At 67.2% G+C, this 16,292-nt stretch carries 18 protein-coding genes; 4 read left to right on the top strand and 14 right to left on the bottom strand.

All coding sequences use genetic code 11. The features are described 5' to 3' along the window. Positions 1–6: 6 nt before the first annotated feature. From FAF44_RS03340 to FAF44_RS03295, 10 genes are all read right to left on the bottom strand, one after another. Positions 7–2,094 carry a hypothetical protein gene (locus FAF44_RS03340; RefSeq protein ID WP_237101485.1) on the bottom strand — a complete coding sequence of 696 codons (2,088 nt, stop codon included), beginning with the start codon at positions 2,092–2,094 and terminating at the stop codon, positions 7–9. Between the two features lie 49 nt (positions 2,095–2,143). Then, positions 2,144–3,403 (bottom strand): hypothetical protein, encoded by a 1,260-nt coding sequence (locus tag FAF44_RS03335; RefSeq protein WP_237101484.1) that lies wholly within the window; start codon positions 3,401–3,403, stop codon positions 2,144–2,146. Next, positions 3,400–3,843, bottom strand: coding sequence for a hypothetical protein (locus FAF44_RS03330; RefSeq protein ID WP_237101483.1), 444 nt, complete (start codon positions 3,841–3,843; stop codon positions 3,400–3,402). The genes FAF44_RS03335 and FAF44_RS03330 overlap by 4 nt, the downstream gene beginning before the upstream one ends. Positions 3,844–3,855: 12 nt before the next feature. Next, entirely contained in the window at positions 3,856–4,482 is a 627-nt protein-coding gene (locus tag FAF44_RS03325; protein ID WP_237101482.1) for a hypothetical protein, read from the bottom strand. Further along, entirely contained in the window at positions 4,427–4,717 is a 291-nt protein-coding gene (locus FAF44_RS03320) for a hypothetical protein (protein WP_237101481.1), read from the bottom strand. The genes FAF44_RS03325 and FAF44_RS03320 overlap by 56 nt, the downstream gene beginning before the upstream one ends. 169 nt (positions 4,718–4,886) lie before the next feature. Next, positions 4,887–5,330 carry a hypothetical protein gene (locus tag FAF44_RS03315; protein WP_237101480.1) on the bottom strand — a complete coding sequence of 148 codons (444 nt, stop codon included), beginning with the start codon at positions 5,328–5,330 and terminating at the stop codon, positions 4,887–4,889. Positions 5,331–5,567: 237 nt separating this feature from the next. Continuing rightward, complete coding sequence (locus FAF44_RS03310) at positions 5,568–6,650, bottom strand: hypothetical protein (RefSeq protein WP_237101479.1); 1,083 nt, start codon at positions 6,648–6,650, stop codon at positions 5,568–5,570. 59 nt (positions 6,651–6,709) lie between these two features. Then, a complete protein-coding gene (locus tag FAF44_RS03305; protein ID WP_237101478.1) occupies positions 6,710–7,027 on the bottom strand; it encodes a hypothetical protein in 318 nt (105 codons plus the stop codon). After that, complete coding sequence (locus FAF44_RS03300; protein ID WP_237101477.1) at positions 7,027–7,536, bottom strand: hypothetical protein; 510 nt, start codon at positions 7,534–7,536, stop codon at positions 7,027–7,029. Before FAF44_RS03300 ends, FAF44_RS03305 begins: the two co-directional genes overlap by 1 nt. Then, complete coding sequence (locus tag FAF44_RS03295) at positions 7,533–7,973, bottom strand: WhiB family transcriptional regulator (RefSeq protein ID WP_237101476.1); 441 nt, start codon at positions 7,971–7,973, stop codon at positions 7,533–7,535. The genes FAF44_RS03300 and FAF44_RS03295 overlap by 4 nt, the downstream gene beginning before the upstream one ends. Before the next feature lie 405 nt (positions 7,974–8,378). On the opposite strand from FAF44_RS03295, the gene FAF44_RS03290 reads away from it, so the two are divergent. The 4 genes from FAF44_RS03290 (at position 8,379) to FAF44_RS03275 (ending at position 12,666) form a co-directional block, all read left to right on the top strand. Continuing rightward, a complete protein-coding gene (locus FAF44_RS03290) occupies positions 8,379–9,158 on the top strand; it encodes a GntR family transcriptional regulator (protein ID WP_237101475.1) in 780 nt (259 codons plus the stop codon). Between the two features lie 158 nt (positions 9,159–9,316). Continuing rightward, positions 9,317–10,567 (top strand): helix-turn-helix transcriptional regulator, encoded by a 1,251-nt coding sequence (locus tag FAF44_RS03285; protein WP_237101474.1) that lies wholly within the window; start codon positions 9,317–9,319, stop codon positions 10,565–10,567. A 224-nt stretch (positions 10,568–10,791) separates the two neighbouring features. Beyond that, positions 10,792–11,541 carry a GntR family transcriptional regulator gene (locus FAF44_RS03280; RefSeq protein ID WP_237101473.1) on the top strand — a complete coding sequence of 250 codons (750 nt, stop codon included), beginning with the start codon at positions 10,792–10,794 and terminating at the stop codon, positions 11,539–11,541. A 477-nt stretch (positions 11,542–12,018) separates the two neighbouring features. Further along, a complete protein-coding gene (locus tag FAF44_RS03275; RefSeq protein ID WP_237101472.1) occupies positions 12,019–12,666 on the top strand; it encodes a hypothetical protein in 648 nt (215 codons plus the stop codon). A gap of 67 nt (positions 12,667–12,733) precedes the next feature. Here the strand turns inward: FAF44_RS03275 and hisG are convergent, their stop codons facing one another. The 4 genes from hisG to FAF44_RS03255 form a co-directional block, all read right to left on the bottom strand. Next, the gene (gene hisG / locus FAF44_RS03270; RefSeq protein ID WP_237101471.1) at positions 12,734–13,585 is read right to left on the bottom strand and encodes an ATP phosphoribosyltransferase; all 852 of its coding nucleotides are present in this window, start codon (positions 13,583–13,585) and stop codon (positions 12,734–12,736) included. Between the two features lie 90 nt (positions 13,586–13,675). Further along, positions 13,676–14,383, bottom strand: coding sequence for a hypothetical protein (locus FAF44_RS03265; protein WP_237101470.1), 708 nt, complete (start codon positions 14,381–14,383; stop codon positions 13,676–13,678). After that, positions 14,383–15,588: a glycosyltransferase family 4 protein gene (locus tag FAF44_RS03260; protein ID WP_237101469.1), complete on the bottom strand. Its 1,206-nt coding sequence runs from the start codon at positions 15,586–15,588 to the stop codon at positions 14,383–14,385. The genes FAF44_RS03265 and FAF44_RS03260 overlap by 1 nt, the downstream gene beginning before the upstream one ends. A 285-nt stretch (positions 15,589–15,873) precedes the next feature. Next, on the bottom strand, positions 15,874–16,260 hold the full coding sequence (locus tag FAF44_RS03255; RefSeq protein WP_237101468.1) for a hypothetical protein: 387 nt from the start codon (positions 16,258–16,260) through the stop codon (positions 15,874–15,876). Positions 16,261–16,292: the final 32 nt, after the last annotated feature.

Raw genomic sequence — 16,292 nt, 5'->3', positions numbered from 1 at the left:
CGGTCGTCATGACGCCTTCCTGATCAGGACGTAGCGGTCGCCGTCGTCAACTGGCTTCACTCGGCCCTCGGCCTCGAGAGCGCGGGTGGCCAGTAGCACGGCCATCGGCTGCATACCGGTGGCCATGGACAGGTCGTGGGTGGCGAGCCCTTGCTCGGCCCCGTCGAGCAGGGGCAAGATGGCGGACTTCGCGACGTTGAGTTCGGCGGGCGTGAGGTTCACGAAGTTGATCAGGGTGCCGATGTCGGAGGGGTCGTCCAGCAGGCCATCAGCGTCGTCACCGAGCATCGGTGTGCCCTCGGGCAGCATCTCGTCCGTGCTGATGTCGTCCATGCCGCGCTCGTGAGGCGCAGCGTCGGTGGTGCTCACGCTGGAGGTTGCCTCGTCCGTGACGGCCTCGGCCGGGTCCGAGGGCGTCCACCGGATCGGCGCGACAGGCTTCCCGCCGAGCACGGCGTGCATGTTGTCCACGTCGCGGATCCGCATCATGACGGGCCGCTTGGTGGCACCCTTAACGTAGCCACAGCCCGCGGTGTCGCCGCCGCTCGGGAACACCTCCTCGATCATGTGCGGGTAGACCTCCATCGTTTGGTTGATGGTGGCCTGCGCGATGTACGGATCGCCGTTACGGAGCAGGACCACATTCCCGGCGTTGAGCAGGCCAAGCAGTTCACCGCCACCGAAGGAAGCCACGTAGGCGTTCTGATCGATGATCCACGGGACGATGCCGGTCTTGGCACCCTCAGCGAGGATGTCGTACACCATCTCGACCAGTTCGGGGTCACGGGCAAGCGCGTGGAACTCGTCCAACGCCAACACCAGCATGTCGAGGCCATGCGCACCCGGGTGGTCGTACGACTGCACACCCCGCCGCTTGTTTCCGTGCCGGTCGGTCCACTCGATCGTGGCCAGGAGACGGCTGCGACGCTCTTTCTCGCCGTGCACCCGCTCCACCAACGCCTTGATCCCAAGATGATCGAGGCCGACAGCGTCCTTCGCCAGGTACGGCAGCAGCTCAGGGCAGGACTGCCCGTTCATCGGGTCGCCGTACAGCAGCCGGATCGGCTTGCCCTGGAACTCGCACTGCGCTGACCGCAGCAAGGTGCTCTTGCCGGTGCGCTGCGCGCCAATGATCGTGACCGGTCTCGGGCCTGACCCCGGCTGCCACAGTCTGAGCGCGGCGTCACCGCGGCCGTCCGCGAACGGGCCGATCTCCCACACCCCGGTCTCCATGTTGAGGCCGGGCTTGGTCCACCACTGGACGTCCTCGACAGCGAGTTTGTTGAGGAACGTGACCTCGGCCGAGTTCAGCCGCCGGTCTGGGGGTGCTTCGATCTGGATCTCGTCAATGCTGACGCCGAAGTCGCCGCAGACCCTCTCGCGTGCGGAAATGGCCTCGCGGGTGATGTTCCCGTCGAGGACCAGCCGGTAGCGGATGCCGTGCGCGCCGCCGTACTCGAAGGGGGTTCGGTCGTTGAGCGTGGAGCCGGGGAGCGCTCCTCGGTTCTTCTTAGCGGTGGTGGCGTTCCATCGGGTCACGTACGGGTCTGGTGCCTCCTCGTGCGGCTTCTCCGCAGGCTGCTGGCAGGGTAGGGCTTGCCGCTTGGGCCGGTTCGGCAGGCTGATGCGGGTCCGGTAGCGGTAGATGCGCGGAGCGACCGCGAGCCCGGCGCCGGCGAACATGAGGGTCTGCATGACCCCGGTCGCGCCGACCTCGGCCGCGGCGGGGAGCCACACCCCGGCGGCGACCCACCACCAGCGGGACGCGAGCTTCTCCTTCAGCTTCGGGACCGCGGCGCGGACCAGGGCGGTGACGCCGTACGCGCCCGCCGCACCGGCGACAACGTACAGGCCGGGCGCGTCGAGGGCGTGCAGGAGGTGGCCGCCGCCGTAGACAGCAGCGGCGGTGGCGTGCGCGGGCCAGGTGTGGCGAAACCGCTGCGACCGGTTGCGGAGCTGGTCCCAGCTCCAGGCGGTGGCGTCGGCCAGCCCAGCGGTCTCCTGCTCCGGCAGAGGCGGCGGCGCAGACGGGCCGGTCGGGGGCACCGTCTCGGCAGCGTTCGGCTGCGGCGGTGCGGCGGGCGTGGCGGACACGGGAGGTTCTCCTTAGGGTCTTGGTTCAGGCGCGGAAGAGGCGAGAGGGCTAGTTGCGGTACCAGCTCAGGTCTCTGACCGGCTCGACGGTCATCTTGCGGGCCGCCTTAGCCATGCCGCCGTGGTCACGTTCGAGCGCGCGGATCGCGTCCTTGAGTGACGTCGGGACACCGCCCGAGGCACGCACGAGGGCGCCGGTGGCGGCAGCGACCTGATACGCGGCCACGAGCTCGCGGTGGCACTGCAACCAGGTGGCCGAGCACTGACGGATCACGGTCGCGCCGACCTGGTCATGCTGAACGGCTTGGAGCAGGTTGGACGCGATGGCGAACTTCACACGAGCGCGCTGAGCGTGTGCAAGGGCCAGGCGGTGCATGTGCTGGGCGTTGCCCCGGTCGCTGAGGTTGGCCTTGTGGAACCCCAGCATCCAATTTCGCAGGATGTTGAAGCCACCCGTCCGGAGCGCGCCGATGATGCCGCCGACAGTGGGGACGCGAGCCATGGTGCGGCGGCCGATTGGCACGAGCGGGGCCGATGCCATGTCCACTCCTTGCAGTTCAACGGGCGGTTCGATGACCTCGACAGCGTCGGACGCCGTCGTGGTCACGGTGGATTCAGAGTCGGACGGCGGGAGAGCGATCTGGTCGCTGGTCTGGTTGGTGACGTGTTCGACGTGGATGTCGGGCATGTCGGCTGGCTTCGGCAGGTCGTCCAGGTCAGACAGGTCGGCTGAGGGGAGGTGACGGGGGTCGGGGATCAGGTTGAGCACGTCGGGGTCGTACTCCCCCACGACCGGCGGCCGGGGCAGAGTGGTCGTCGGCGCGGGCGCGACGCTTCCGCCGAGCATGTCCCGCACCTGGTCGATGAAGCCGCGCTCGACCTCGACGGGCTTGGGTGCTGGGGGCAACTCGGGCTTCGGCTTATCGTCGCGGCCGGGCCGGCCGACTTCGACGTCCCATTCGGCCAGGTCGGGCAGGTCATCCAGGTTGGTCGGCGGCTTCCACTCCGGCCCGTCGTCCTTCGGTGACGGCTTCGGCTTGGGCGCCTCGATCGCTGGTTGGCTGTTGTCCGGGCTGGGTCCGATGACCTTCCGAACGATCCAGTTCACTGCGATGTTCGTGACCCGCGTGTTGTTTGTCAGCTCGACGGTGACGTTGGCCGGCTCGGGCTCGTTCGCCTCGGTCTCCTGTGGCTCGGGCTGTGGCTCCGGTTCGGGCTGCTCGCGCTCGCGCCGGGCCGCGCTGAGGAAGTACAGCCCGCACGCCACGAGGATGAGCAGCCCGACCAGGACCTTGGCCACGTCGTTCATCGGTCAACCTGCGCGCTGACGACGCTTTCCTGGGTCACATTGGCCGTATCGACCATGTCGTCGTACACGCTCGCGCCGAAGATCGCACCGAGGGCGATCATGGCGATCTGCGGGGCGACGATGCACGCCACCAGCGTCCGCTTGTCTGGGATGCCGTCCTGCCAGTCGAGGACGACGCCGATCACGATCATTGCCGCAGCGGCGATCACGCAGATGGCCGCAATGACGATGCCCTCTGCCAGCCAGTCACCGAGGCTGGCCGACCAGCCTCCGATCGGGGTCAGCATGCCGCACAGGCCGCCGAGCAGCATGGCCCCCGCCGCGGCGTAAGCAATCTTCGTGCGGGGCTGGAAGTTCTTGCTCTTGTCCTTGCGGCGGAAGCGGCCGAGGGCCAGGCCCGCGCCGAGGAAGACGGCGGCGAGAACGTTGTACCACTCCATCACGGAGTCCTTTCACCTTGTGAAGATCGATAGAAAGCTGTTGATGAGGGGCAGCACCGAGGGCCACCAGAGCGGGCCGGTGGCGGGGAGCACGTAGGCCAAGGTCGTCGGCATGCGCGTGACCTTGAGGTTTGTCCAGGCGACGGCCGACCAGAAGCCGACCCACGCGCGGGAGAAGCCGGTCAGGGCGTCCATCGGCGGCAACTGCGAGCGGCACAGGCCGGGCACGCCTTCCGCACGGAGCTTGTTCAGGCGGCGCCGGTAGTCGCCCGCGCCGAGCCACGCCACCGTGGTGAAGGTGAAGCACCAGGGCACGGCGACCCACGTGCCGTGAAGTCGGCAGATGGCGCGTAGCAGGTCGGCCTCCCATGGAACGTAGCTGCCGTCCGCGTGGTAGGCGCGGACAGTCGAGGTGGACGGGAGCCGCTGGGCGCCGAGCGCGGTCATCCGCTTCTCCAACAACCCCAGCCACGTGCCGCGGGGGCGCGCGGCCGGCCCGGCGGGAGACGGCGTGGACTCCTCGACAGGCTGGGGCTGCGTCGTGTCGTCCACCGTCGCGGCCGGGGGCGCGACGGGGCTCGTGTCAGCGTCGCTGTCGGCGGGCTTCTGCTTGAAGGGCGAGGCGAGTCTTGCGCTCACGGTCGGCCTCCTTTCGGGTCTCGTACGCGATGTCTTCGGTTTGTTGGGCGAGGTTGTGGCACGCCTGGTCTTCGGCGTCGGGGTTGACGGTGGCGAGGTCGGTCAGTTCGGCACGCAGCAGAGCGAATGCGGCGACCAGAAGGTCTCTCCCGGTTCGGGCCTCACGCTTGCGCTGCTCGTAGACCTCGTTGCGCTGGGCGGCTCGGGCCTCTGCTCGGGTTGGTTGGCGTGACATCTTCAGCTCTTGGGGTTGTGACGGTGCGTAGTTGCAGATACGATGCCCTCGCGCGCCCGCGCTCTCAGGCGCCCGCGCCCGTGGGCGCCTCTGCGTGTTGAGTGCCTCGGATTCGCCCTGGTGGAGGGGTCTCCCGCGCGGACGCCCCTCCGAGGCCGGTCACGTAGCGTCACGTTGACGAGTTGCCTCCGAAGAACCGGGTGGCTTCCGAGTCCCAGTCCACGACCGGCAGCTCGATCCCGGCCGGGGCCACGTCGGAGGCGGCCGACAGGTATGGCAGCAGCCAGCCGCGCTGGACCTCGACGAGCAGCGCCGTCACCCGCTCGCCACCGTCCGCGCCGAGCTGGGACAGCTCCCACACCACGGACTCACCCCCGACCTGCGGGAATATGGTCAGCCGCAGGCCGCCGCCCAGCTTGACCCGCACGGTGCGGGTGAGGCCGGCGGCCAGGTCGGCGTGCGGGACGAGCAGCGTCCAACTGTCCAGGAGGACGGTCACGTGGCGGGGTTCGAGACCGGGGCCGTAGACGAGTTCGCCCGCGAGGATGTCGCGGGTCGCCATGTCCCGGACAGGCAGTGGCATGAAGCGGGCGAGGAGGTCGGTGGTGCTCATTGCGGGGGAACTCCTTGGGGTTCGCGGAGGGAACTGGAGGGGGAACTCGGGAGGGAACAACGCGGCGGTGCGGGGGAACTGGAGAAGGGAATCGGGAGGGAACTAGAGGCGGAACTCGAAGGGAACTGGGGGCGGAACTCCGAGGGGAACTCGGGAAGGAACTGGAGCCCCCACGCAGAGGGAACTCGGGAAGGAACTGGCACCCCCGACGCGATGGGAAACGCGCCGGAACTCCGGCTACAGGACCGCACGGAGACGCACCTCCTCACCCCCGGTTTCGTCCCGACCGTTTCCACGGTCGGGCACCAGCTCCTTGATCAGGTTGCGGGCGTACTTCGGGGTGCAGTCGAGCATCGCGGCGAGGTCGCCCACCTCGATGCCGGGCTGGGCGCGGAGAATGCTCTCGGCGCGCTCACGCTTGTTGGCCTGCGGGGCTCCGTCATCCTTGGTGCTCCGACCGAGAGCCTTGCGTGGCTCTTTACTCGTGGTGCCGCTCTTGGTCAGCTCCAGTCGGACGCGGGCCTCGGCGGCGATCTCGGCGTCGCGGACTCGGTTCTGGATTTGGGCTTCGGCCGCGTCCCGAATCTGGGTCTCAGCGCGTTCCCAGCGGGTCGCGAACTCGTTCCGAAGGGCTTGCTCCTGCTCGGTCAGTTCCTCACCGTGAGCCTGCTGAAGCTTCGCGAGTTCCCGGTGATGTTCCTCCGTGAGTTCCCTTCGAACCTCCGCGAGTTCCGCCCGGTGTTCCTCCGTGAGTTCCCCCCGGAGTTCCGCGATTTCCCTGTCCTTGTTCCGCCCGAGTTCCGTCCTCAGGTCCGTCTCGCGGGCGGTCTGTTCCGTCGCGAACTTTCCCTCCAGTTCCCTCTCCAGGACCGGCTGGAGTTCCGCCCGGAGCGCCTCCAACTGGACGGCCCGGTTGTAGGAGTAGCCGACCCCGGACAGCGCCAGGAGAGCCATCACGGTGGACAGGTCCAGCACGATCGGGAAGAGGACGGCCAGGAAGCGGTTGCCGTTGACGAAGGGCAGCACCACCTCCTGCTGGGCGGTCACGCTGAGCGCCATACCGCCCACGAACACCAGCCCCACGCCGCCTTTCAGCCCCGCAGCGGCGTAGGGGTCGGTGAGCAAATGGGCAAGGAAAGCGGCGGCGATGACCGGAGCGATACCGATCAGAAAGCCTGCCACCGTCGCCTCGACGTCGCCTTCGGCGGCCTTGCCGAGGGCGTGCATGACACTCAAGGTCAGGGAGATGGCCCCGCAGAACACAAGCAGGCCCCAGAGCGGCCATCTCGTGTGTTCGTTGGTGCTGGGCTGGGTGTTCACGGGGTCATCTCCTCAGATGGTGCGGCGATGTTGGCGTGGTGGTGGGGTGCGCGGCCGGATCAGCGGTGCGGCGTCTTCGGCTCGGCCGTGGCTCGGATGCACGTGCTGCCGTGCGCCTCGGCCTTGGCGTACGGTTCGGCGCGGCGCTTCGCCCCGCAGGAGCACTCCCAGGCGCCGACCTGGTCGCGGGTGGGGCATTTGTCGATGGCGCGTGCCTCCCACTCGACCGGTCCGGCGAGCAGGTAGATCTCGTGGACGACCCCGCGGGGAGTCCGGGTCATCGAGCACGGCTCGCCCTCGGGCGAGCAGTGCGTGCCGATCGAGGTCTGGATGTTCTGGCACGGGTTGCGGCTGTGGCCCAGGCTGAACAGCGTCATCAGTTGCCTCCCATGCAGGTGGAAAGCTTGGCGACGATCCGCATGGCACGGTTCTCGTGCTTGGCGTACGCGTTCGGGAACGCGCTGCGCTGAACAGCCTGGGCCGCCTCCGTGAGCGGCCGGGACTTCCAGCGAGGCACCTTGACCAGCCGTGCGTAGAAGCGGCGCGCGGACACTGCCGGGTCGGTGCGGTTGCGGCCCCAGTGCGGGTGCTGCTGGAACACGCCGACCGCCTTGCCGCCGTCTCCGACCGTGGTCTCGTCCAGGTCGCTCTCCTGGAGCGTGGTGGCGATGGCGATGACCTTCGCCCGCTCCGGCAGCCCCATGCTGTCGGCCATCTGGAGGACCGCGCCGGCGTTAGCCGCCTGCGAGCTGGTCAGCCCAGCTCGGCATGACGTGCCCGGGACCGCGTTGCCGCCGGCCGCGTTTGCGTCGGGTGCGCACTTGCTGGTGGCGGCCATGGGGAGAGCGGCGATGGCCAAGGTGACGAGGGTGACCTTCGTAATCACGCCGCCGCCCCCGCCTTCTTGGCTTCGGCTTCGGCGCGGGCCTGCTCGGCGCGCTCCATGCGGTCGGTGATGATCCGGTCGGCCAGCTTGCGCACGGCCGGTCGGCGAGCGCGGGCGGTCGCGCCGCCGCGGGTGCCGGATACGATCGCGTGGAGGGCGGACATGCGCTTGTCGATGAGAGCGAAGGTCTCGTCGATGACGGCGACCGTCCCGCATGCGGCCTGGATGGGACAACCGTTGCAGAGAGCGCGGGCTTCTTCCTGGGTGCCGTTCTCGTCCCAGGCGGTGGCGTCGGGGCGGCACGGCCGGTCGAGCACGGCGAGCTTCGGGACGAGCTTGCGGCGCTCGTTGCGGAGCCGCATCTCCAGCGGCAGGCGCGGCTTGGGGGTCGGCTGGTGGTTCACGCCAGGCGGGCGTGATGCGATGATGGTGGACATCAGGCAGGACCTTTCGCGAGGAGAGCCTGATACGGCGGTCCCTGGTGGTTACGACACCGGGGACCGTCTTGCGTTTGGTGCGGTGGTGCGGGGCTAGGCCCGGTGGTTACGACACCGGGAGACCCCTTCGTTCTAAGGACTGGTCCAGGATCGGCCTGCGCGTCCGCACATCCAGCAGTTGGGTGAGACGAACGCTTTCCAGGTCACTTGGCAGGTGGGGCAGGCCAGGTGACCCAGTGGTAGCCCGGTGGCGGCGTTGATCGTGATGGAGCCCGCCACCCCCGCGAGCGGAAGTGATCTAGGAATGCGATCCACATTCTTAGAGTGGATCCTACCCCGCCTACTGTCAAGAGAGAATCGCAAGACTAGACTTGAGGATCTGCGCAATACGCCTCTGAGGAGGAGATGACCACCACCATGGCCACCACCCAGTACGGGAAGATCGCCGCCGACCTGCGTCAGCGCATCAAGAGCGGAGAGTTCCCCGTGGGCACGCCACTGCCCACCCAGTCCGACCTGTGCGACGAGTACGGCGTCGCCCGAGCCACGATGAGCGCCGCCCTGGGCCAACTCCGAGGCGAAAGACTCGTCACCGGAGTGCGCGGCCAAGGCGTCTTCGTCCTCGACTGGAAACCTGTCCGCGTTCCCCTTTCGCGCTACCACGCCGTCCTCGAACCCGGCGGCCAGCTCGGCCCTTGGGAAACCGCCTGCCAGCAGGCCGGAGTGACCGGCTCCATGGTGACCATCGAGGTCGCACAGGAACCCGCCGACGCCGAAGTGGCCGAAGCGCTCGGCCTGCAAGAGGGCACCGACACCGTGGTCCGCCGCTCCCGGCACGCCATCCTGGACGACCGCGCCTGCCAGATCCACACCGCCTACTACCCCGCCCGGCTCGTGGAGGGAACCCCGCTGGCTGGACAGGAGAAGGTCGTGGGCGGCGTGTACGCGGCGATGCGCGCCGCCGGGATCATCCCGACGAGCGCGGACGAGTCGCTGTCTGCCCGGCCGGCCACTGGCGAGGAGTCGGCAGATCTGACGCTGGCGCCGGGAGCCCCGGTGCTGACGTTGGACCGGCTCACTCGCGATCAGGAAGACCGGCGAGTGGAGTGGCTCCGTATGGTGATTGACCCGACCCGCGTAGCGGTGGTCTTTGACGGTCTGCCACTGAGCCGCTCCGGCGGATAAGGGCGACTGGCTGTCCATGCCTTGACGTTCCACCTGCACACGAACGCGTGACTAGACGACAGCCAAGGATGTCGTCTAGTTGTCGTCCTCCATGATCTCCCTCGATGTAGCACATTGGGTACAACACCGTCTGGGCTCCCCGCCGCAGGAGGCACCACATGGACGACCGCCCTGCATGGGCGCGACGCATCCGCGCCGAACGCCTCGCGCGAGGATGGACTCAGGACGACGCCGTCCACGCTCTGGCCACTCACACAAGCGAGCCCCTACCTGACTTCACGTCGCTCAAGAGGTCGTGGCAGCGCTGGGAGTCAGGAGAAGTCCACCCGGACAACTTTTACGCGCCGCTGATCGCGGCCACATTTGGCACAGTCACCCGCGCGATGTTCCCCCTGAGCCCGCGTGACCATGGGCGCGACAAATCGGCCGCCGAACTGGGCACACTGGAGATCATCACTAGGTTGCGGGCCTCGACCGTCGATGACGCCACGATCGACGGTCTCCACATCACCGTGGACCAGCTCTGCTCCGACTATCCGCATCTGCCCGCCGGGCAACTGCTTATCGAGGGCCGTCAGTGGCTCACCCGACTCACGACCGTCCTCGACCACCGGCTCACCCTCAAGCAGCACCGCAACGTGCTCAGCCTCGCGGGCTGGCTCGCCCTTCTGGTCGGCTGCGTCGAAGCCGACAGCGGAGACGAACGCGCTGCCGAAGCGACCCGGCAGGCCGCGCTGTCCATGGGCCTTGAGGCCGAGAATGGCGGCATCCAGGCTTGGGCGCATGAGATGGCCGCATGGTTCGCGCTCACCCGCGGCGACTACCGTAGCGTGATCGCCGCATCCGACCGGGGCCTGGCCGTCGCCGGCGGGCTCGGGGTGGCGGTGCAGTTGTACGCGCAGAAGGCAAAAGCGTGGGCGCGGATCGGAGACCGCCGTCAGGTCGAGGTTGCGCTCGACCAGGGCCGCAGGGTTCTGGAGAGCCTGGCGGTGCCGGACAACCTGGACAACCACTTCAACATCGACCCGTTGAAGTATGACTTCTACAGCATGGATGCGTACCGCATCCTGGGAGAGAACGAGCGTGCCGAACTGTACGCGGGAGAGGTGATCCGGGCGCACACGAGCGCGGACGGCGAGGAACTGGCGCCGATGCGGATCTCAGAGGCACGGCTGACGCTCGGCGTGATCGCTGCCCGCCGTGGGGATATCGAGCAAGCAATGAGCTACGGGCATCGGTCGCTTAAGGCCCAGCGTCGATCTGTCCCTCATCTGATCATGTCGTCGAAAGAGCTGGTACGCGCGGTGGGTACCGACCATGCCGACCAGCCGGAGGTGCGAGCCTACCTCGACGAGTTGCGCGACCTCACATCGCCTCACGGGAAAGCACCGTTGGCGACAGCCCAGTAAATTCGGGTGGATGCCTGACGAACGTCTGGTGCCCTTGCGGTAGGGAGCGACACGTGGCACCGGATCATGCATAGCCCGATGTTCATAGCGTCGTCGCCACCAACTGGAGGATCCCATTGTCGCGGTGGCCTGCTCAACCGCAGGCGCTCAACGAGCTGATCACTGCCGTGTGAGGCCGCAGAGCCAGCTCGACAGTTCGTTGTCATGCGCATAACATGCGGTTCATGCCCGCCGCCGACACCACTTATCGCGACGTAGCCGACGACCTCCGCCGCAAGATCATCGAAGGTGCGTACTCGCCCGGCTCCTACCTGCCGAACGCCAACAAGCTCATGGCCCGCCACGGCATCTCCACCAACACCCTCAGCCGCGCCTACAAACTCCTCGTCGCGGACGGACTGATCCGGCGCGTCCCTCGCTACGGCATGCTCGTCCTCGACCCCAACCCGAAGATCGTGGACTTGGTCCTGCACAACCCCCTCGGCCACGGCCCCCTTCCCTGGTCCGAGTGCTGCACCGCGGCCGGCCTCGACGGGCGCATGGTGACCACCTCCGTCACTCCCGGCCGCGCCGACCAGGAGGTGGCCGACCTGCTTGGCATCGCCACCGGCACCGAGACCGTGATCCGGGCCCGGAGTGCCTTCGTTGGCGACGTCCCGGTCCGGCTGGATGAGGCGATCTACCCGCACGAGTTGGTCAAGGGCACGCCGATCGAGCGCGAGCAGAAGGTGCCCGGCGGCATCTACGCCACGCTGACCCAGGCCGGCCACTCCCCCGCGGCGGTCACCCGGCGCACGGTCCGGGCGCGGCTCGCTGCCGATGATGAGGCCGCGCGGCTCAAGCTGGCCAAGGGGTCGTGGGTCCTGACGGCTGGCCAGGTCATCGCGGACGAGCGCGGCCGGGCGGCGGAACTGCTAAGGATCGTGGCCAACCCGAATCGCGTCCAGTTCGCTGAGGAGCAACTTCCTGTCTGACGTGCCGCTGGTCGAGAGCATGGTGCAGCCGAATGCCCACACCCCAACAGGTCTGAAAGAGTGCCACAGATGCATGGCTTTACCGCCGCGCTCGCTTTTTTGAGCAACGAACCCGATGATGAGCAGACTCGCCCAACTCATTCCATCGTCTCGGACGACGATGAGACTTCGGTCCTCTAATGGAGGATGGTGGGGCCTGAACATGTGGAAACTCGGTCCCATTCTGTTGAACCGTGGCGGAGCAGAACGACATTCGGAAGTTGAGTTAGCATGAACGAGCCCAGCGGGCGTTACGTGAGCACAACCTATGATCCTTCCGAGATTGAGACTAGGGAGGACCTGCGGCGAGCCTATGGGCCGCTCTATGAAGCCGCTCTTGCTGATCCCAATAGTACGTTCAGCATGGCATCGATTTTTCTCAAGAGGAGGGCACGGGAGTTCGTTTATGCAGGGCGCCCTCCTAGCAGCATAGGGACCATGGTCGAGCTACTCGTCATGGTCGGAGTGCCGAAGGAGCGACTTCCGCTCTGGGAGATGGCCTACATGCGGGCGCAATCTTCTCCCGTGATGGCTCCCGCATCTGGTACGGCCGAGGCTGAGCGGGCCGCTCGGCGCGATCTGGCAGAGGCGGAGAATGAGCTGACCGCCGCAGACGAATTGACTTTGCCAGCACTGTGGAAGGTCACGCACGCGCGACTGGACTACTACCACCAGATAGCCACCGGCCAGGCTCGCCAGTCGTTCCGCAACGCCCAGATCGCCATGGGGGTTGGCTTCGCGCTCTTGGTCGTCTTCGCGGTCCTGGCTCTTATCGCCCAGAGCACCGCTGGCGCTGTCGTCACGGGTGCCTTGGGCGCGGTTTCAGCGGCGTTCGCCGCCTACATCGGACGCACATTCGTTCGCTCACAGGAAACTGCCGCCACTCACCTGCGCTCCTACTTCGATCAGCCGCTGGAATTCTCCCGCTACTTGGCGGCGGAACGTTTGCTCAACGGCATCGAACGACTGGAGACCGATCAGCGCGCCACCATCACAACCGAGGTTCTACGGGGCATGTTGCCTGCCCAGAGCCAGAACAGCGCGGAGAAGCCTGCTGGCGGGGACTCCGGAGTGGTTGACGCGTGAAAACGCGAAAGAGGCCCTCACCCTCTTCGCCTCAAAGAGGCAAGGCGGGTGGGGGCCTCCTCATCGTCTAGACACGGCAAGCGTGTATCCGGGTGGTCAGGATGGCGCGAGCGCCGACGGCCTCCAGCTTGTCCATGAGGGCCTGGGGCTGGTCAGCGGGGACCATCGCTCGCACCGCAACCCACCCCTCGCGGTGGAGCGGGGAGACGGTGGGCGATTCCAGACCGGGGGTGAGCGCGATGGCTTGCTCGACGCTTTCGACGGGGATGTCGTAGTCCATCAGGACGTATCGGCGCGCGACCAGGACGCTCTCCAGACGTCGCAAGAAGCGCTGCTCGGCTTCCTGCGCGGGTCGTGCTCCGGCGGGGCGGATGACGATGGCTTCGGACTCCATGATCGGGTTGCCGATGATGGTCAGGCCGAGGTTGCGCAGAGTCGTCCCGGTCTCGACGACGTCAGCGATCACGTCAGCGACGCCCAGCCGCAGCGATGTTTCCACCGCGCCATCCAGGTGGACGATCCCTGCGGCGACCACGCCGTGCTCAGCCAGATGCTTCTCGACGAGCCCGACGAAGGAGGTCGCGATCGTCTTCCCGGTGAGGTCATGCATCGTTTCGGCGATCCCGGGTGCGCCGGCGAAGTGGAACGACGCTGGAGCGAAGCCCAGGGTGAGGACTTCGTCAGCGGCGGCCCTGGAGTCCCACAGCAGATCACGGCCGGTGATGCCGATGTCCAGCTTGCCGGATCCGACGTAGACGGCGATGTCGCGGGGCCGTAGGAAGAAGAACTCGACCCCGTTTTCAGGATCTGCCACGACGAGTTCTTTGGCTTCGCTTCGCTGCCGGTATCCAGCCTCGCGGAGCATCTCCGACGCCGGAGCTGACAGGGAGCCCTTGTTCGGGATGGCGATACGGAGCATGGAACGTCCTCGGTGTCGTCGATGATTGGATGCCATCGTGTCACGGGGGCGTGGCCCGAGATCGTCATTTCGGGCCACGCCACGCACGCGTTACAGCAGTTCGCCTACGGCGATGCTGTCGTTGAACAGGGCGTCGAAGCTGGCTGGCGAGAGGTAGCGGGTGAACAGTGGGTCGCTTCGCAGGTCGCTCCTGCTCCGGCCAGCGAACGCTGCCTCCAGGTACATCAGGCGGCGCAGCCACTTCGCGTGAATACGCCGCTTGACCAGGTCCAGGGCCTCCCCCTTGGGCAGGCTCATCAGCTTGGCCGTGCTGATGAGCCGGTTGGTGTCCAGCAGCCGCAGAGCACCAGCCACGTCGAATCCCAGGTTGGTGAACTGAGGGTCGTTCAGGTCCGGCAGAAACACCTCCTCGGTGCCGCCCCGGGCCAGCAGGTCGCGGGTGATGCCGATGAACTGCTGGAGCTGAGCGCGGCGGCCGGGAGTGAGGTCGTCGCCATGAATCCGGTTCAGCGGCAGCGACGCATCGACCTGGACCCACTCCTTGATCAGCAGCGTCCGAGAGATATGTGCATCCTCATCCGGGGCGAACAGCCGCTGGGAGGGAATCAGGCCGGGCATGTCGGCGTACGCCTCCATCAGGTAGGCGTGCTCGCGGCGGACCTTGGCCGCGGTCAACTCGGGGCAGTCCATCTTGAAGAGTTGGACGCACCAGCGGCTGCCGGGCCGGTGGTACACCTCGCTGTGGTTGCCCTCCCCGATCTTTTCGTAGTGGGTTCGCGGCCGGGTCAGTAGCGCCATCACCGGCCTCCCCCGTGCAGCGCCTCGCTGGTGGTGATGGCGTCGTGGTAGCCGTCGAACATGGCGTCGAGACTGAATCGTTCCGCGCTGACGCGTCCGGCCCGGCCCATCCGCGCGTGCAAGGCGTCGTCGCCGAGCAGCGCTTCCAGAGCGACTGCGATCTGGTCCGGGTCATGCGGAGGGACCAGCAGTCCGGAGACGCCGTGCTCGATGTACTCCAGCGGCCCGCCATGCGCGGTGGCGATGACGGGCACGCCGGCCAGCATCGCCTCCAGGTTGGCGTACCCGAACGGCTCCGGCTTGCGTGAGGGGTGCACCGCGACGTGCGCGCCGACGTAGCAGGACATGACCTCCTCGGGCGTGAGTTCGTCGAGGAGGAACACCTTGCCGTCCAGGTCGAGATCGGCGATGAGCGACTGAAGTTCCTGCTGGTATCCAGGGGCGCGGCTGTCGAGCATGCCCGCGCCGTTGAACACCACGCACGTGCCCTCCAGTCGGCCGCGCTCCGCCAGTATGCGGGCCGCGTGGATCACGTCCTGGTGTCCTTTCCAGGCGACTCGCCTCGCGCACACCAGCATGACCCGAAGTCCCTGCGGAACCTTGTTGCGGGACCGGACCCGCTCCCATACCGCGGCGGCCTCAGCGTGCCGCAGCCGGGTGGTGAAGGCGTCAATATCCATCCCGTTGAGCACCTTGCGCACGGCGTGCTCTGGGACTCCGGCCGCGCACAGTTCCTGCCGCACCGACTCCGACACGGCGATCACTGTCACCTGCGCGCCGCCCGTGATCTGGCGGGCCAGGTAGTCGAACCGGCGCGTGAAATCGGGCCCACTGTCGTTGATCACTCCGGTCAGGTGGACCTTGCCGAGCAGCCCGAGGTCGTGGGCCTTCAGCAGACTGACGAGAGGATTGATCGACTGGGCCAGGACGTGCGGGATGCCCGCGGCGCCGATGGCGCAGGCGTATTGCGTGGCCAGCAGTGACCACACCTGGTTGCCTGGGTCATCGATCGTGTCTTCGTAGAAGCGTTTGACGAGGTGTTCGTTCTTGTGACCTCCCTGGTACAGGAGCTTGGGTAGTGCTGTGGCGATCTCCCGGACGGTCACGGCCAGCCCTTCGGGGGTCTGGAGTCCGTAGACACCGCCAGGTGTGGTCGCACCCGTCTTGGTGAGCGCGACCCGGACGCCAGGCGTGTGCTGGGCCAAGCCAGCGAGCAGTTGGTGAGTCCGCGTGACCAGTCCCGATTCTCGGGAGGGTCGGAGCTGGCCGGTGGCGGTCAGTCTTCCCCTCACGTCGTAGGCACAGATGTGCAGAGCAGACAGGCAGTGCATGGTGTATCCCTTTCGCGAGGAATTGGGGCCACCGTACGGCTGACCTCCGCCGTTTGTCGGGCATGTGTGCGAATCCGTGCCGCCCGCTTCCAGAGCACGCAAAAAAGGCCCCACCCGCCGAAGCGGGTGGGGCCTCCTCCCTGTCTGAGCATCCGGAGCCTACGGCAGCCGTTCCTCTACGACGACCACGTGTGCGACCGGCCCCGTCTTCGGGGACACCTGGCCGCGCAGGACCAGGCCAAGCACCGCCGACAGCAGCAGGATGAACGCAGCCGTCTGCGCCGGGGTGAGCATCAGCCAGAAGTGGGAGACCCCGGTGAGGATCGTGGACACGGCGCCGGTCAGCGCCGAGATGACCCATGGCCGGGTCTGCCACGCGACGATGAGCGCGAGGGCACCGGAGCCGATTGTGGAGATCCAGCCTGCGGCGGTCTCGCCGAGGCCAAGGGCCGGGATGGTGACGAGGAACGCCAGCAGCGCGTTCAGCACGTACATGATCGTCGCAGGCTCCTGCCCGAAGACGGAGCGTTTGGTCATGCTGGTCATGAGGGTCCTCCAGACATGGAGAAGGCCCGCAC

It is taken from the genome of Nonomuraea sp. MG754425, assembly GCF_021699195.1.
Classification (GTDB): Bacteria; Actinomycetota; Actinomycetes; order Streptosporangiales; family Streptosporangiaceae; genus Nonomuraea.
This window is presented reverse-complemented; position numbering and strand designations above follow the sequence as displayed.

Bases quoted from the DNA above. Each gene is read 5' to 3' on its own strand.
- FAF44_RS03335 (WP_237101484.1), bottom strand. From the start codon at position 3,403: ATGAACGACGTGGCCAAGGTCCTGGTCGGGCTGCTCATCCTCGTGGCG.
- FAF44_RS03330 (WP_237101483.1), bottom strand. From the start codon at position 3,843: ATGGAGTGGTACAACGTTCTCGCCGCCGTCTTCCTCGGCGCGGGCCTG.
- FAF44_RS03320 (WP_237101481.1), bottom strand. From the start codon at position 4,717: ATGTCACGCCAACCAACCCGAGCAGAGGCCCGAGCCGCCCAGCGCAAC.
- FAF44_RS03315 (WP_237101480.1), bottom strand. From the start codon at position 5,330: ATGAGCACCACCGACCTCCTCGCCCGCTTCATGCCACTGCCTGTCCGG.
- FAF44_RS03305 (WP_237101478.1), bottom strand. From the start codon at position 7,027: ATGACGCTGTTCAGCCTGGGCCACAGCCGCAACCCGTGCCAGAACATC.
- FAF44_RS03295 (WP_237101476.1), bottom strand. From the start codon at position 7,973: ATGTCCACCATCATCGCATCACGCCCGCCTGGCGTGAACCACCAGCCG.
- FAF44_RS03290 (WP_237101475.1), top strand. From the start codon at position 8,379: ATGACCACCACCATGGCCACCACCCAGTACGGGAAGATCGCCGCCGAC.
- FAF44_RS03285 (WP_237101474.1), top strand. From the start codon at position 9,317: ATGGACGACCGCCCTGCATGGGCGCGACGCATCCGCGCCGAACGCCTC.
- FAF44_RS03280 (WP_237101473.1), top strand. From the start codon at position 10,792: ATGCCCGCCGCCGACACCACTTATCGCGACGTAGCCGACGACCTCCGC.
- FAF44_RS03275 (WP_237101472.1), top strand. From the start codon at position 12,019: ATGGTCGAGCTACTCGTCATGGTCGGAGTGCCGAAGGAGCGACTTCCG.
- hisG (WP_237101471.1), bottom strand. From the start codon at position 13,585: ATGCTCCGTATCGCCATCCCGAACAAGGGCTCCCTGTCAGCTCCGGCG.
- FAF44_RS03265 (WP_237101470.1), bottom strand. From the start codon at position 14,383: ATGGCGCTACTGACCCGGCCGCGAACCCACTACGAAAAGATCGGGGAG.
- FAF44_RS03255 (WP_237101468.1), bottom strand. From the start codon at position 16,260: ATGACCAGCATGACCAAACGCTCCGTCTTCGGGCAGGAGCCTGCGACG.